Here is a 15,742-nt window from a genome sequence, read left to right on the forward strand (position 1 = left end):
TGTCATCCTCGTGGCGGCATCGTCGCACGCTTCCTGCTTCTGCGTGGCCGGCAGCGGGATCGCTGGAATTACGGACTCGCAAAAGCGCAACGGCGTGCTTATCTTTTCAAGCGTGCACACATAGCGAAAGATGGGCGTATGGCAAGACGACCTGCAGCACCTCCGCTTGACGGCCTCCGGCGGCAAATTGCCCGCCACCGGCAGGACAATGGCCGCAAGGACAGCGGCAATTTCGTGCGCGAAACCTTCCGACTAGATCGTGAACAGGCCCGCGAGAAGGCGCGCGAATGGTTCGATACCTGGCCGAAGGCCGCCTACTGGACCGAAGTGGAAAGCTGGCGCGCGCTCGACGGCAACGAGATCGAATTCACCATGCGCCGCCTGCCGAGCGCCGACTAATCATCCTCGATCAGATGCGCGCCCGGACCCTTGGACGAAAGCTCGTCATGCGGGTTGCGCAGCGGACAGTCGTGCATCGAAAGACAGCCGCAGCCGATGCATGACGTCAGCTGGTCGCGCAGCGCCGTCAGTTTCTCGATCCGTTGCGTCAGGTCGGTATGCCAGCGTTCCGACAGCCGCTGCCAGTCGGAGGCGAGCAATTGCCGGTCGTCGGGCAGGGTGGAAAGCGCCTCCTCGATTTCGGCGAGCGGTATCCCGGTCTTCTGGGCAATGCGGATCACGGCGATGCGGCGCAGCACGCTGCGCGGATAGCGGCGCTGGTTGCCGGCGGTGCGGCTGCTGCCGATCAATCCTTTGGCTTCATAGAAATGCAGCGTCGAAACGGCGACACCGCTTCGGGCGGCGACTTCGCCGACGCTCAGGCCCATTCCGGATATTTTCATCGCTTGACCTCAACTTTACTTGAGGTTTTATAACAGCAGCTCCGATGTTTTGAAACAGGAGCGCATGCATTCGCATGACTGAGAAACTGACTATCGCCGTGATCTATGGCAGCGTCCGCGAGGGCCGCTTTTGCGATACGGTCGCAAACTGGGTCCTGTCGCAGCTTGAACCCGAAGCCGATATCGTGACGGTGCTGATCGATCCTGCCGACCGGCGTGTTTCGGCTGGTGCTGCACAGGTTGCCTACAAGGAGATGATCGAGCGGGCCGATGCCTTCATCGTCGTCACGCCCGAATACAATCACGGCTATCCGGCGGCGCTGAAGGAACTGATCGATTCCTGCTACCAGCCCTGGCATGCCAAGCCGCTGGGCTTCGTTTCCTATGGCGGCATTTCCGGTGGTTTGCGCGCCGTCGAGCAACTGCGGCAAGTCTTTGCCGAGTTGCATGTGGTGACGGTGCGCGACGGCATCAGCCTTGCCTATGCCGGTTCGCAATTCGACGAGAACGGAACGCCGCGCGATGCCGAACGGCTTGCCGTCCGATTCGGCCTGATGCTCAGGCAAATCCGCTGGTGGGCGGCGGCGCTGAAGACCGCACGAAAAGACCGGGACTATCGCAATGTCACGGGATGAGGCTGATCTGGCGCAGCGCCTCGCCGGTGATCATCGCCACCGACATGGCGACATTGAGCGATCTTTGCCCCTCGATCATCGGGATGATGACGCGATCGTCGGCGGCGTCATGCACATGATCCGGCACGCCCGCGCTTTCGCGGCCGAACAGCAGAATGTCGTTCGGCTGAAAGGCGAGGGTGGTGTAGGGCACGGCGGCCTTGGTGCTGGCGAGCACGAGGCGCCGGCCCTCGGCCTTTCGCCAGTTGTCGAACTGTTCCCAGTTCAGATGGCGCGTCAGCGTGACGGAGGCGATGTAGTCCATGCCGGCGCGCTTCATGTTGCGGTCGGAAAGATCGAAGCCGGCAGGCTCTATGATATCGACGCGCAATCCGAGGCAGGCGGCGAGCCGCAGGATCGTTCCGGTATTTCCCGGAATATCCGGCTGGTAGAGCGCGATACGAAGGCCGTCGCCGGACATTGCGGGTTCCCATCAACAAATTTCATGGCATCTATTTCCGCGCCTAATCAATCTGTGCCGATTTGGCAACAGATACCCGTTGGAGGCGAAAGCTCCCGCAAAAATCCTACAAATGCGGTCTGGCGGAATCCGCGAAAAATCGCTAACAAGGGACATCTTCAACGCGAACCATGGAGGCTGGAATGAACATTCGAATGACCACCCGCCTCTGGGCCTCAGTCTTCTTGGGCTGACCGGTTTCGCGCCTTATCCTTACGTTAGTTTGTATCGCGCTTTGAAACCGCCGCTCCGGATGAACCGGCAGCTGTGTTCGCACGTTTGTTTGCCGCTCTTCCCGGACCTGTCGCTTTCGAATGCGGGTTTTTCCGCTTTCGCCATTGGAGCGCCGCGCACCGGAACGGTTGCCCGCTCCCGCCTTTGAATTTTGCACGCCCGCCATTGGTGCGCGTGCGGTAGAGGAGCCTTCTTATGTTCGGCTGGTTTGAATCCCGCCTCAATCCCTATCCGGCGCCGGAGCCGGCGGCGCCGCCCACGGGGCTTTTTGCCTTCTGCTGGCACTATACCAAGCCGGCAGCACCTTGGCTTGCCGTAATGTCGCTCTGCTCGGCGCTGATCGCCATCGGTGAAGTCGCGCTGTTCCAGTTTCTCGGCAACCTCGTCGACTGGCTGGCAACCGCCGACCGGGCGACGTTCCTGCAGACGGAAGGCACGAGGCTGTTCTGGATGGGGGCGATCGTGCTGGTCGGCCTGCCGGGTGCGGTGGCGCTCGGCTCGCTGGTCATGCATCAGGTGCTGCTCGGCAACTACCCGATGATCGCCCGCTGGCTGATGCACCGCTATCTCTTGCGGCAGGGCATGACCTTCTTTGCCAACGAGTTTGCCGGCCGCGTCGCGACAAAGGTGATGCAGACCTCGCTTGCCGTTCGCGAAACGGTGATGAAAATCCTCGACGTCTTCGTCTATGTCGTCAGCTACTTCGTCTCGATGCTGATCGTCGTGGCGGCGGCCGACTGGCGGCTGCTGGCGCCGCTCGTCGTCTGGCTGGTGGTCTATATCTGCATCGTCTCCTATTTCGTCCCGCGCCTGCGCAAGATCTCGAAGGATCAGGCGGATGCGCGCTCGATGATGACGGGCCGCGTGGTCGACAGCTACACCAATATCGCCACGGTGAAGCTGTTTTCGCATGCGGGGCGCGAAGAGGCCTATGCCAAGGACAGCATGGACGAGTTCCTGCAGACGGTGCATCGCCAGATGCGCAAGGTCACGTTGTTTCATATCCTGGTCTATACCAACAACTGCCTTGCACTTTTTGCGATCGCCAGCCTCGGCATCCATTTGTGGCTGACGACGACGATCTCGATCGGATCGATCGCGATTGCCGTGTCGCTGGCCATGCGCATCAGCGGTATGTCGCAGTGGGTGATGTGGGAAGTCTCGGCGCTGTTCGAAAATATCGGCACCGTCTATGACGGCATGGGCATGCTGACCAAGGCCCATGACATCACCGACCGGGCGAATGCCGACAGGCTTTCGGCCAAGAAGGGCGAAATCCGCTTCGAAAACATCCGCTTCCACTATGGGAAGAACAAGGGTGTGATCGATAACCTGAGCCTCGACATCCGGCCGGGGGAGAAGATCGGCCTTGTCGGACGCTCGGGCGCGGGCAAGACGACGCTGATGAACCTGCTGTTGCGCTTCTATGATCTGGAAGGCGGCCGCATTCTGGTCGATGGGCAGGATATTGCCGGTGTCACGCAGGACAGCCTGCGCGGCCAGATCGGTGTCGTGACGCAGGATACCTCGCTGCTGCATCGCTCGATCCGCGACAACATCGCCTATGGCCGGCCGGATGCGACCGACGAGCAGATCATCGCCGCGGCCAAGCGGGCCAATGCCTGGGAGTTCATCCAGCTTCTGGAAGACAACCAGGGCCGTAAAGGGCTTGACGCGCAGGTCGGCGAGCGGGGCGTCAAGCTTTCCGGCGGCCAGCGGCAGCGGATCGCGATCGCCCGCGTCTTCCTCAAGGACGCGCCGATCCTGATCCTCGACGAGGCGACCTCGGCGCTCGATTCGGAAGTCGAGACGGCGATCCAGGAAAACCTCTTCGAGCTGATGGCCGGCAAGACGGTGATCGCCATCGCCCACCGTCTATCGACGCTGACGGAGATGGACCGGCTGGTCATCCTCGACAGCGGCCGGATCGTCGAGACCGGCAGCCATGCGGACCTCGTTTCGCATAAGGGCCTTTATGCCGATCTCTGGTCGCGCCAGTCCGGCGGGTTCCTTGCCGACGATGAGGACGAGAAGGAGGAGGCGGCTGAATAGGCCGCCTCCCGGAGACGACGTCATGCAAGCGATCCGTTTCGAATTCGATGTCCTTGTCGGAGGTGACCGCAGTGCTGCCTCCGACGCCTTTGCCGCCGTCAATCCCGGCTGGAAATGCTGCTGGGGCAAGAATGGCGGCTTTCTCGCCGAACCGCCGCAGCTTTCGGAAGCCGACGATGCCGCAAGTTTCGCCGGCCGCCATATCGAGGCCTATGCGGCGCAGCTTTCGACGTTGCGCGGTTTCGGCCACGGCCACAGCATCCGCATCGCGGCCTATGTCGATCTGGCCGACGTCGAGGATTTCAACCTGGGTCTGAAGCCTGCGACGATGTCGCTGGCGGCGGCGCTGGGGTATGGGATCGATTTCTGCCTTTACCAGCAGGCGGGGTGATGGAGCGCCGTCTCGACACTCTCTGCTCGGCGATAGGCTGGAAGATCCTCGGCACAAGGCCGAGGATGACGACGGAGGGTGATGGTGTTTGTCGAAATGCTGAAGAGGAGCCTCCGTCACCCCACGAATGACAGAAACTTAATTTGCCTGTTTTCTCAAACGTCCTATATCGGTTCCATGCTCCTGCGTTCGCTCTTTTCCTACTTCGAAAACTGGATTCGGCCCTTCGAGCCGAAGGAGCGCCTGCAGCCGCCGGAAAAGCTCGTTCCGTTCATCTGGTTCTATATCAGCCAGGCGAAGGCGCCGTTTGTGGCGATGCTGGTGCTTGGCGGTCTGTCGGCCGCGATCGAGGCGGCATTGTTCTGGTTTGTCGGGCGCATCGTCGATATTCTCGGCACTGTCCAGCCGTCGGATGGCTGGAACGGGCTGCTGGCCCAGCATGGCGCCGAACTGTTCGGCATGCTGGTGCTGATCGGCGTCGTGCGCTTCGTCGTGGCGCTGTTGATGGCGCTGGTCGATCAGCAGATCATCACGCCGGGCTTTTACAATCTGGTGCGCTGGCAGTCTTACGTGCATGTCGCGCGCCAGTCGGTCTCCTTCTTCCAGAATGATTTTTCCGGCCGTCTCGTGACAAAAGTCTGGTCCGGCGGGCAGGCGGCGGGCGATGTCGTGACCTCGCTGATGGAAAGCGTCTGGTTCGTCGGCATTTATGCGGTGACGACGCTGGTACTGGTCGGACAGCTGGATTTCTCGCTGGCGATCGTGGTCGGTCTCTGGCTCGTTGCCTTCTCGGTGCTGGCGCGCTTCTTCGTGCCGCGCATCCGGTTGCATTCGCGCGAGACGGCCGAGGCCGCCTCGATGCTGAACGGCCGCATCGTCGATGCCTACAGCAATATCCAGACGCTGAAACTTTTCGGCCGCGACGACGACAACGACCGCTATATGCGCCGCGGCTTCGAGATCTATCAGAATAGTCTCTTGCGCTTCACCCGCTTCATCACCGGCGTTCGCGCGTCGATGGCGCTGCTATCGGGCGTGATGATCGTCAGCATGGCGGCGCTCTGCGTGCATCTCTGGCTGTTGGGCTCGGTCAGCGCCGGTGCCGTTGCCTTCACGCTTGCGCTGGTTTTGCGCCTGAATTTCCTGCTCAGCCGGATGATGGTGCAGTTCAACGGCATCATGCGCAATATCGGTACGGTGCAGAATGCCGCCGAAACCATCTCCAAACCGATCGCGCTGACGGACCGGGCAGGGGCAAAGCCGCTGACGGTCGAAAACCCCGGTATCGCCTTCCGCAACGTCGCCTTTAACTACGGCCGCGGCATGCCGGTCATCGACGACCTGACACTCACCATCCGTCCGGGAGAGAAGGTGGGGATCGTCGGCCGCTCCGGTGCCGGCAAGACGACGCTGATCAACCTGCTCCTGCGCTTCTACGACATCAATGGCGGAGAGATCCTGATCGACGGGCAGAATATCGCTGACGTCACCCAGGAATCGCTGCGCGCCCATATCGGCGTGGTCAGCCAGGATACCTCGCTGCTGCATCGCTCGATCCGCGACAACATCCTGTTTGGCCGGCCCGATGCCGACGAACGCCAGCTGATCGACGCCGCCAAACGGGCCGAGGCGCTCGATTTCATCACCCGGCTGGAGGACCTGCACGGCCGCAAGGGTTTTGATGCCCATGTCGGCGAGCGCGGGGTAAAGCTTTCCGGCGGCCAGCGCCAGCGCATCGCGATTGCCCGCGTCATGCTGAAGGACGCGCCGATCCTCGTTCTCGACGAGGCAACCTCGGCGCTTGATTCGGAGGTCGAGGCCGCGATCCAGTCCAATCTCGACCGGCTGATGCACGGCAAGACGGTGCTCGCCATCGCCCACCGCCTGTCGACCATCGCCGCTCTCGACCGGCTCGTGGTGATGGAGGAAGGGCGGATCGTCGAGGACGGTACCCATCAGGAACTGGTTTTGCGCGGCGGCCTCTATGCCGACCTCTGGGCGCGCCAATCCGGCGGTTTTCTGGCGCAGGATGCGGCGGCCGAGTAACCGGCGATTACCAGCGTCGCCGATTCTCTCCAAGTTAAAGCGAATATACGCAGTGTTGCGCATTTCACGCGGAAAAGCAGTTTGTAAACATTGGCTTCGGTTTTCCCGCGACATTGTGGCCCACCTCTCGGGCTCAAGGCTGGACATAGCTTGCAATCACGCTTAGAACGCGCCGGATTGCCGGGGAATCTGCGCTTTTCGGAGCGCTGGATTTTGCCCGGCCGAGGGGCATGGGGAGGGAAAAATGAAAGTTTTACCCGAATCTTGCTCCGACTTATTGATTTGGCGCTGTTCTTTCGCTCAACTGCGGTCGGGGCGCGGATCAACGCCGGGGACAGTGCGATTGCCGCATACATTGCGTGAGAGGATGGTTTAGCCGTGAGCGAACACGAGACATCAAGCGAAACCCTGGGCGAGCCCACTCGCCGCGACTTCCTGTACCTGGCGACGGGTATGGCGGGCGTCGTCGGCGCGGCTTCGGTCGCCTGGCCCTTCATCGACCAGATGCGGCCGGATGCCTCGACGCTGGCACTCGCCTCCATCGAAGTCGACGTATCGAGCCTGCAGCCGGGCATGTCGCTGACGGCCAAGTGGCGCGGCAAGCCGGTCTTCATCCGCAACCGGACCGACAAGGAAGTCGAGGAAGCCAAGGCGGTGGCCCTGACGGACCTCAAGGACCCTGTGGCCCGCAACGCCAACCTGCCGGCTGACGCCCAGGCGACCGACCTTGACCGTTCTGCCGGCAAGGAGAAAGAAAACTGGATCGTCATGATCGGCTCCTGCACCCATCTTGGCTGCGTGCCGCTCGGCCAGGCCGGCGATTTCGGCGGATGGTTCTGTCCTTGCCACGGCTCTCACTACGATACGGCCGGCCGTATCCGTAAGGGTCCTGCGCCGATGAACCTCGCCGTTCCGACTTTTGCGTTCACTTCCGACACAGTCATCAAGATCGGTTGAGGGGAATACTGATTATGAGTGGTGATCATTCAACCTATGCGCCGACGACCGGTATCGAGAAGTGGGTCGATTCGCGTCTGCCGCTGCCGCGGCTTATCCATGACAGCTTCATTTCCTACCCGGTTCCGCGCAACCTGAACTATGCCTACACCTTCGGCGCCATGCTGTCGGTGATGCTGATCGTTCAGATCCTGACCGGTGTCGTTCTGGCCATGCACTATGCCGCCGAAACGACCGTCGCCTTCACCTCCGTCGAAAAGATCATGCGCGACGTCAACCATGGTTGGCTCCTGCGCTACATGCACGCCAACGGCGCGTCGTTCTTCTTCATCGCCGTCTACCTGCATATCGGCCGCGGTCTCTACTACGGCTCCTACAAGGCGCCGCGCGAAATCCTCTGGATTCTCGGCGTGGTCATCTACCTCCTGATGATGGCGACCGGCTTCATGGGCTACGTTCTGCCCTGGGGTCAGATGTCCTTCTGGGGCGCGACCGTCATCACCGGCTTCTTCTCGGCCTTCCCGTGGGTCGGCGAGTGGATTCAGCAGTTCCTGCTCGGTGGTTTCGCCGTCGACAACCCGACGCTGAACCGCTTCTTCTCGCTGCACTACCTGCTGCCCTTCATGATTGCCGGCGTCGTCGTCCTGCACATCTGGGCCCTGCATGTCACCGGCCAGACCAACCCGACGGGCGTCGAGGTCAAGACCAAGACCGATACCGTCCCCTTCACGCCCTATGCGACGCTGAAGGACGCACTCGGCGTTTCCGTGTTCCTGCTCGTTTACGCCTGGTTCGTGTTCTACATGCCGAACTTCCTCGGCCACCCGGACAACTACATCCCGGCCGACGCGCTGAAGACGCCTGCTCACATCGTTCCGGAATGGTACTACCTGCCGTTCTACGCAATGCTGCGCGCCATCACCTTCAATGTCGGCCCGATCGACTCGAAGCTCGGCGGCGTTCTGGTCATGTTCGGTGCGATCATCGTGCTGTTCTTCCTGCCCTGGCTCGACACCTCCAAGGTTCGCTCGGCCGTCTACCGTCCCTGGTACAAGCTGTTCTTCTGGCTGTTCGTCGCCAACGCCATCCTTCTGGGCTGGCTGGGTTCGCGTCCGGCTGAAGGCGCCTACGTCATCATGTCCCAGCTCGGTACGCTCTATTACTTCGGCTTCTTCCTGGTGATCATGCCGGTCCTCGGCCTCATCGAGACCCCGAAGCGCATCCCCAACTCCATCACCGAAGCGGTGCTGGAACAGCAGGCTGCGAAGAAAAAGCCTGTTGCTGCGTGATGTCGAGAGCGAAGATTAAGGAACCCAAGACAATGAAAAAGCTTGTTACAGGCATTCTGTCGCTCGCCGTCGTCGCTGGCCTCGGCGCCGGCATGGTGCTCGCCCAGGAATCGGGCGAGCACAAGGAAGGCGCCGCCGCCGAAGAGCATGGCGGTACTCCGCACTTCCCGATCAAGCATCCGGCCCAGGAAAAGTGGTCCTTCGCCGGCCCGTTCGGTCACTATGACAAGGGCCAGCTTCAGCGCGGCCTGAAGGTCTACACCGAAGTCTGTTCCGCCTGCCACTCGATGAACCTCGTGTCGTTCCGCACGCTGGAAGGCCTTGGTTACTCCGAGGGCCAGGTCAAGGCTTTCGCGGCCAACTACGAAGTGCAGGACGGCCCGAACGCCGACGGCGAGATGTTCACCCGCAAGGCGCTGCCTTCGGATCACTTCCCGTCGCCGTTCCCGAACAAGGAAGCAGCCGCCGCCGCCAACAACGGCGCGGCTCCGCCGGACTTCTCGCTGATCGCCAAGGCGCGCGGCATCGAGCGCGGCTTCCCGCAGTTCCTCATCGACATGATCCCGATCGTCGGTGGTTACCAGGAAGGCGGTCCGGACTATATCCACGCGCTGCTGAACGGCTACCAGGACCCGCCGGCCGGCGTCGAAGTGGCTGAAGGCACCCACTACAACCCGTACTTCGCCAATGCCGCGGCACTCGCCATGGCAAAGCCGCTGTCGGACGATCAGGTAACCTATGACGACGGTTCGCCGCAGACGGTCGAGCAGTATTCGCACGACGTCGCCGCCTTCCTGATGTGGGCTGCCGAGCCGCACCTCGAAGAGCGCAAGCGCACCGGCTTCATGGTCATGGTGTTCCTGCTAATCTTCACCGGTCTGATCTACCTGACGAAGAAGTCGGTTTACGCCAACAAGGAACATTGATTTCCGTTTAACGGGATAAAGAAGAAAAAGGCGGCCTCCGGGCCGCCTTTTTACGTTTGACGGCTCTTGTCAGCGGGGGCCAAAGCCTCCCCCTCCGAGGCCGAGGATAACGACGGAGGGTGAGGCGGGGCTTTTGCATTCCATCATTCAGTCATCGATATCGAGCACTGCCAGAATACGCCGCTGAACCTCGGCATCCTGCCGGCGGACGGCCTCCGCCAGCCGGTTGAGCCGGGCGCGCAGGCCATGCACCTGATCGAGGAGCTGCATGGCGACATCGACGCCATCATCGTTTACGCCCATCGGGCCGACGAGGTCCTGAATGAGGCGGGCGCGGGCAAGTTCCGCCTCGTCGAAATCGGGGTGGCCCGCCGATTGCGGCGGCACCAGCCAACGGCGCTCGATCCACACCTTCAGGACCGTGGTTTCGATTTCGAGCCGTTCGCAGAATTCGCTGTCGTTCACTGGCCGCCTCCCATGCCCTTGCGCGGATCGTCGTTACGGCCCTTCGCCCATTCCTCGACGAAGGCCGTGAGTTTCGGGTCGGGTTCGCTCGGAAGCATGATCTTCAGCGTCACATAGGCATCGCCGTGGCCGCCGCCGCGCTTGTGCAGGCCCTTGCCCTTGAGCCGAAGCGTCTTGCCGCTATTGGAGTTCGGGGCGATCGTGACATTGACGGCACCGTCGAGGGTCGGAACCTTGATCTTGGCGCCAAGCACCGCTTCGGCGAGCGATACCGGCACTTCGTAGCGAACGTCGTCGCCATCCGGCTTGAACAGCGCATGCGGTCGGATATGGATTTCGATCAGCGCATCGCCGGCCGGGCCGTTGTTATAGCCGGGGCTGCCCTTGCCGCGCAGGCGCAATGTCTGCCCGTCGCGGGTGCCGGCGGGGATGTTGAGATCGAGCGAGCCGCCCTCGGCAAGGGTGATCTGCCGCTTGGCGCCGTTGACGGCATCGAGCAGGTCGATCTCCATCGAGAAATGCAGGTCGCGCCCGCGCATCGGCCCCTGGGCCTGGCTACGGCCGCGCTGTGAAAAGAAGGTCGAGAAGATGTCTTCATCGCCAAGATTTCCGAAATCGGCAAAACCGCCGGCACTTTCATAGCGGCCGGCCGTATCCGCATTGCCGGCATAATCGCGATAGAAATTACGCGGCGCGGTTTCCGCACCGGTCTCATCGATCTCGCCGCGATCGTAACGGCCACGCTTTTCCTCGTCTTCGAGAAGAGAATAGGCAGACGACGCGGTCTTGAACTGTTCTTCGGCAGCCTTGTCGCCGGGGTTCAGGTCCGGATGGTATTTCTTCGCGAGCTTGCGGTAGGCGCTTTGTATTTCTTTCTGGGAGGCGTCGCGTTTGACGCCCAGAACGTCATAGAGATTGCGGCTCATTCAGTCTCCCTCAGGCGGATTTTTGGTGAAGATGGACGCCGCGGAAGTGTCTTGATTGCGACGTCGCACTTTCCTTAAAGGTGGTGGCGCTCGGGCGTGACTGCAAGAATAGCGCAGCGAAGAAAATAGGGTAGGGTATGGCAAAAACTCTCAGCCGAGTTTTTCGATGGGCCGGCCGACCACCAGCGCTTTCCGCAGGTCAGCCGCCATGCCGGAATAGGCGGAATCCGGCTCGACGCCGAGGGCATCCAGCGTCTTGGAGAAGAAGCAGCGCACCGTGGCGGCGGCGACGATGTCGAATATCTCGGCATCCTTCAGCCCGCGCTTCTTGAGGATATCGACATCCGCTTTTTCGATGGAGCCGGCATCGCGTACCACCTTGGCGGCAAATTGCATGATGGCGCGTTCGGTGTCGTCGATCGGGGCGGTCTCGACGTTCTCGGCGATCTTGCGCACCGTATCGGCGGAAAAGACGTCGCGCATCAGCACCGATCCGTGCGCCAGCATGCAATAGGAGCTTTTCAGTTCCTTGGCGGCAGCGAGCGTGACGAGTTCGTAGCGCCGCATGTCCATGTGGGTCTTGATGGCGGCAAGCAGGGCGCTCCAACGTTCCATCACATCGGGGCGGTGGCCGAAGGCCTTCGTCATGTTTGGCAGGTAGCCGTAGCCGACTTCTGCGTCGTGATAGATCTTGGCGACTTTTTCGTTGGCGGATGCGTCGGGCGTCTGGATGAAAGACATGCTGGCTCCTCCTTGCCAAAGGGGCAGACAGCCGCTTCCGATCGAGGCAGCCCATCCGCCCGCAATCCGTCGCACATACGTCTGCGCGAAGCAGAGTTGCATGAGGACATCATAGCACCGATGGGCCGCTCTCGCCATATTTCCGCGTTTCTGCGCGGAGCTATCAGGCCGTCGATTTTGAGGTCAGCCGCGCCTGCAGCACGACGACGACCAGCAGGAAAAGACCGCGGATCACCGATTGCCAATAGGCGGACAGCGAGATCCAGCCGAGGCCGTTTTCGAAATTGAGGACGTTGAAGACCATGCCAAGCAGCAGCGCCCCGGCAAGCGTTGCACCGACCGAGCCGGAGCCGCCTGTCAGCAGCGTGCCGCCGACGACGACCGAGGCGATGGCGAACAGCTCCCAGCCCACGCCCTCTGTCGGCTGGCCGGCGCCGAACTGGGCGGCGAGGATAACGCCGGCAAGGCCCGCCAACAGGCCGGAGACGGCATAGACGCCCAGCAGGGTACGCTCCACCTTCAGGCCCATCAGCGCCGCCGTCTGCTCGCCGTCGCCGATTGCCAGCACATGGCGGCCGGAGGGCGAGCGTTCGAGGAAGAGCCAGCCGAGGATATAGGCGGCAAGCGCGATCCAGGCCGGGATGGGGAAGCCGAGGAAATCATCCTGGCCGATGACTGTGAAGCCGGTGTCATAGGACACCGAAACGGACTGGTTGTTTGCGAGCAGTAGCGCCGTGCCGTTGGCGGCGAGCATGGCGGCAAGGGTGGCGATGAAGGGCTGGATGCGCAGCCTGGTGATGACCAGGCCATTGAGGAGCCCGACCATCAGCCCGGCGCCGATGCCGCCGGCAAGTCCGGCATACCAACTGATGGGTGAAAGCAGCGCCGAGACGACGCTGGCGAGGGCGGCAACCGCGCCGACCGAAAGATCGATGCCGCCGGTCATGATCACCAGCGCCATGCCGAGCGCAATCAGCGCGAACATCGAGTTGTAGCGCAAGAAGCTGAGAATATTGAACGGCGACAGGAAGTTGTCGTAGCGCAGCGCGCCGAACAGGATGAGGGCAGCAAGCGCGATGAGCACGCCGATCCGGGCAAGATCGCCGGAGGATTTCGGAGCGAAGGATTTGAAGAAGGCGGACATGTTTTCCTCAGCTCCTGTCGGCGCGCTGCTGGATGAAGACGGCGACGACGATCAGGCCGGCCTTGACGACGAGGGCGGCCGCATCCGGCACGCCATTGGCGAGCAGCGTATAGCGCACCAGCTGGATGACGAGCGCGCCCATCAGCGTGCCGAAGATGTTGGCGCGGCCGCCGGTGAGCAGCGAGCCGCCGACCGCGACCGCCGCGATGGCATCAAGCTCCATGCCCATGCCGACGAGATTGGCGTCGCTTGCGGAGTTGCGGGCAACGACGATCAGGCCGGCGATACCGGCAAGCGCGCCGCTGATGACATAAACGAAGGTTTTGACCCGGCGCACTGGAATGCCGGTGAGGCGCGCGGCCTTCTCATTGCCGCCGACGGCGATGATCTGACGGCCAAGCACGGTGAAACGGATCAGGCAATAGGCAAGGATTGCGATCACCACCATCAGCACGACCTGCGCCGGGATGCCGGCGATATGGCCCATGGCGATGAACTGGAAAGGCGGGTTCTTGAAAACCTGCAGGTTGCCGTTGGTCATTACCTGGGCGATGCCACGGCCGGCGATGAAGAAAACGAGCGTGGCGACGATCGGCTGAATCCTGAAGTGCGTCACCAGAAAGCCGTTGAACCAGCCGCAGGCGGCGGCCACCAGCACCGGAATGATGAAGGCGAGGGTGACGGCAAGCGCCATGTTGTCGATTGGCAGCAGCTTGCCCATGAAGATCATCGGCGCCAGGGCACCGGAGATCGCCATCAGCGAGCCGACGGAAAGATCGATGCCGCCTGTTGCGATGACAAGCGTCATGCCGGTCGCGACGATGACGATGGTCGCGACCTGTGTGAGATTGACGTTGAGGGTTTGCCACGACAGGAAATTCGGCGTGACCGCGATGTTGAAGACGAGCAGGGCCAGGAAGGCGACGAACACGCCGTAGCGGCTGACAAGCTGCAGCGGGGAGGCAGTCGTGGCCGTGGGTTTGAGCGAAGTATCGGTCATTGTCATGCCAGTTCACCGGAAGCGCCGTCGATTTGGTGGGCCATGGCCGCCAGCAGGTTCTGTTCGGAAAGCTGTTGGCGCGGCAGCACCGCGACCGACATGCCGTCGCTGAGCACGGTCACGCGGTCGGCGGCGGCCAGCAGTTCCTCGAGTTCGGAAGAGATCATCAGCACGCTCAGGCCTTCGTCTGCGAGGCTGCGCAGGAGCTTGAGAATTTCGGATTTGGCGCCGATATCGATGCCACGGGTCGGCTCATCGACGATCAGTACGCTCGGGTCGGTGCAAAGCCAGCGGGCGAGCAGCACCTTCTGCTGGTTGCCGCCGGAAAGCTCCTTGATCGGCTGGTCCGGCGAGGCGCATTTGACGCCGAGCGAGCGGATGAAACGCGAGACGATCTCATCCTGCCGGGCGCGATCGACGATGCCGGCCTTTTTCAGCTTCGGCAGCAGTGCCAGCGTCATGTTCTCACGGATGCTCATGTCGGGAATGATGCCGTCGACCTTGCGGTCTTCCGAGACGAGGCCGATGCCATCGGCAATGGCGGCCGCAGGTTCGGCATAGTTGCGTTCGCTTCCGTTGAAATGCAGACTGCCACGTTCCAGCCTGTCGACGCCGAAGATGATGCGCGCCGTCTCCGTGCGGCCGGAGCCGAGCAGGCCGGCGAGGCCGGAAATCTCGCCCTGGCGGATCGACAGATCGACATCGCGGACGCGAAGTCCCGAGCCTGCGTTCTTGAGTTCGAGCCGAACGGGGCGGGCATCGTCGGAACCGGCATCGCGGGCGAGTGCCTGGAAGGCTGCAAGCTCGCGGCCGAGCATGTGGCGCACCAGTTCCATTTTCGGCATGTCGTTCATGGCGCTGACAGCCACCGTATGGCCATCGCGCATGATCGTCACGCGGTCGCAGATCGCATAGAGTTCATCCAGCCGGTGGCCGATGAAGACGACGGCAACGCCGTTTTGTTTCAGGGTGCGGATGGTGCGGAACAGGATTTCCACTTCGCGCTCGTCGAGCGAGGAGGTGGGTTCGTCCATGATCAGCAGGCGTGCATTCTGGGTCACGGCGCGGGCGATCGACACCATCTGGCGGGTCGCGGCATTGAACCGCGCCACCGGCAGATCGACATCGATATCGAGATTGAAAACCTTGAGGACCTTTGCCGCACCCTCACGCATCGCCTTGCGGTCGAGCAGGCCGAAACGGCGCGGCTCGCGGGAGAGATAGATGTTTTCGGCGACCGAGCGCTGTGGCGCAAGGTTGATTTCCTGATAGATCGTCGCGATGCCGGCGGCCTGACTTTCGGCGGGGCTCGAAAAGCTCACATCCTTGCCCTGAAAGCGGATGGTGCCTTCGTCGCGCTGGTAGGCGCCGGTCAATATCTTGATCAGCGTGGATTTTCCCGCGCCATTCTGGCCGACCAAGGCCATGATTTCGCTTTCGCCGATCTCCAGCGATGCCGATTGCAGCGCGGCAATGCCGGCAAAGGATTTTGAAATGCCCTGCATGGACAGCAACATGCCGATCCGCCTCATCATCTGTGCATGAAAATGCCGGCCGGGAGGCGAAACCATCCCGGCCGGGTCGTTCAGCTTGGG

The 15,742-nt window shown here is 61.9% G+C and carries 16 protein-coding genes; 8 read left to right on the forward strand and 8 right to left on the reverse strand.

The features are described 5' to 3' along the window. The first annotated feature begins 138 nt into the window (after positions 1 to 138). Positions 139 to 399, forward strand: coding sequence for a hypothetical protein (locus ASC86_RS21015; protein WP_056325802.1), 261 nt, complete (start codon positions 139 to 141; stop codon positions 397 to 399). On the opposite strand, the gene soxR is transcribed toward ASC86_RS21015, so the two are convergent. Further along, the gene (gene soxR, locus ASC86_RS21020) at positions 396 to 842 is read right to left on the reverse strand and encodes a redox-sensitive transcriptional activator SoxR (protein ID WP_056325805.1); all 447 of its coding nucleotides are present in this window, start codon (positions 840 to 842) and stop codon (positions 396 to 398) included. The genes ASC86_RS21015 and soxR overlap by 4 nt on opposite strands. Before the next feature lie 74 nt (positions 843 to 916). Here soxR and ASC86_RS21025 point away from each other — a divergent pair, with 74 nt between their 5' ends. Beyond that, positions 917 to 1,477: an NAD(P)H-dependent oxidoreductase gene (locus ASC86_RS21025; protein WP_056325807.1), complete on the forward strand. Its 561-nt coding sequence runs from the start codon at positions 917 to 919 to the stop codon at positions 1,475 to 1,477. Here the strand turns inward: ASC86_RS21025 and ASC86_RS21030 are convergent. Continuing rightward, on the reverse strand, positions 1,467 to 1,937 hold the full coding sequence (locus tag ASC86_RS21030; RefSeq protein ID WP_056325810.1) for a tRNA (cytidine(34)-2'-O)-methyltransferase: 471 nt from the start codon (positions 1,935 to 1,937) through the stop codon (positions 1,467 to 1,469). The two genes, ASC86_RS21025 and ASC86_RS21030, sit on opposite strands and share 11 nt — an antisense overlap. A gap of 468 nt (positions 1,938 to 2,405) precedes the next feature. On the opposite strand from ASC86_RS21030, the gene ASC86_RS21035 reads away from it, so the two are divergent. From ASC86_RS21035 to ASC86_RS21060, 6 genes are all read left to right on the forward strand, one after another. Continuing rightward, positions 2,406 to 4,262 (forward strand): ABC transporter ATP-binding protein, encoded by a 1,857-nt coding sequence (locus ASC86_RS21035; protein ID WP_056325812.1) that lies wholly within the window; start codon positions 2,406 to 2,408, stop codon positions 4,260 to 4,262. A 22-nt stretch (positions 4,263 to 4,284) separates the two neighbouring features. Beyond that, complete coding sequence (locus tag ASC86_RS21040) at positions 4,285 to 4,653, forward strand: hypothetical protein (protein ID WP_056325815.1); 369 nt, start codon at positions 4,285 to 4,287, stop codon at positions 4,651 to 4,653. A gap of 177 nt (positions 4,654 to 4,830) precedes the next feature. Then, positions 4,831 to 6,699 carry an ABC transporter ATP-binding protein gene (locus ASC86_RS21045; RefSeq protein WP_056325818.1) on the forward strand — a complete coding sequence of 623 codons (1,869 nt, stop codon included), beginning with the start codon at positions 4,831 to 4,833 and terminating at the stop codon, positions 6,697 to 6,699. A gap of 378 nt (positions 6,700 to 7,077) precedes the next feature. Beyond that, a complete protein-coding gene (gene petA / locus ASC86_RS21050; protein WP_082510350.1) occupies positions 7,078 to 7,656 on the forward strand; it encodes a ubiquinol-cytochrome c reductase iron-sulfur subunit in 579 nt (192 codons plus the stop codon). A gap of 14 nt (positions 7,657 to 7,670) precedes the next feature. Continuing rightward, on the forward strand, positions 7,671 to 8,945 hold the full coding sequence (locus ASC86_RS21055; protein ID WP_056325823.1) for a cytochrome b N-terminal domain-containing protein: 1,275 nt from the start codon (positions 7,671 to 7,673) through the stop codon (positions 8,943 to 8,945). Between the two features lie 32 nt (positions 8,946 to 8,977). Continuing rightward, a complete protein-coding gene (locus ASC86_RS21060; protein ID WP_056325826.1) occupies positions 8,978 to 9,871 on the forward strand; it encodes a cytochrome c1 in 894 nt (297 codons plus the stop codon). Positions 9,872 to 10,018: 147 nt separating this feature from the next. On the opposite strand, the gene ASC86_RS21065 is transcribed toward ASC86_RS21060, so the two are convergent. From ASC86_RS21065 to ASC86_RS21090, 6 genes are all read right to left on the reverse strand, one after another. After that, positions 10,019 to 10,336, reverse strand: coding sequence for a chaperone modulator CbpM (locus ASC86_RS21065; protein ID WP_056325829.1), 318 nt, complete (start codon positions 10,334 to 10,336; stop codon positions 10,019 to 10,021). Then, positions 10,333 to 11,262, reverse strand: a complete 930-nt coding sequence (locus ASC86_RS21070) for a DnaJ C-terminal domain-containing protein (RefSeq protein ID WP_056325832.1) — start codon at positions 11,260 to 11,262, stop codon at positions 10,333 to 10,335. The genes ASC86_RS21065 and ASC86_RS21070 overlap by 4 nt, the downstream gene beginning before the upstream one ends. Before the next feature lie 150 nt (positions 11,263 to 11,412). Continuing rightward, entirely contained in the window at positions 11,413 to 12,003 is a 591-nt protein-coding gene (locus tag ASC86_RS21075; protein WP_056325835.1) for a hypothetical protein, read from the reverse strand. A gap of 163 nt (positions 12,004 to 12,166) precedes the next feature. Continuing rightward, positions 12,167 to 13,147 carry an ABC transporter permease gene (locus ASC86_RS21080; protein ID WP_056325837.1) on the reverse strand — a complete coding sequence of 327 codons (981 nt, stop codon included), beginning with the start codon at positions 13,145 to 13,147 and terminating at the stop codon, positions 12,167 to 12,169. Positions 13,148 to 13,154: 7 nt separating this feature from the next. Next, on the reverse strand, positions 13,155 to 14,153 hold the full coding sequence (locus ASC86_RS21085) for an ABC transporter permease (protein ID WP_082510352.1): 999 nt from the start codon (positions 14,151 to 14,153) through the stop codon (positions 13,155 to 13,157). Continuing rightward, positions 14,150 to 15,664: a sugar ABC transporter ATP-binding protein gene (locus ASC86_RS21090; protein ID WP_056325981.1), complete on the reverse strand. Its 1,515-nt coding sequence runs from the start codon at positions 15,662 to 15,664 to the stop codon at positions 14,150 to 14,152. Before ASC86_RS21090 ends, ASC86_RS21085 begins: the two co-directional genes overlap by 4 nt. Positions 15,665 to 15,742 lie beyond the last annotated feature (78 nt).

The sequence above is a fragment of the Rhizobium sp. Root1212 genome (assembly GCF_001424985.1).
Taxonomy (GTDB): domain Bacteria; phylum Pseudomonadota; class Alphaproteobacteria; order Rhizobiales; family Rhizobiaceae; genus Pararhizobium.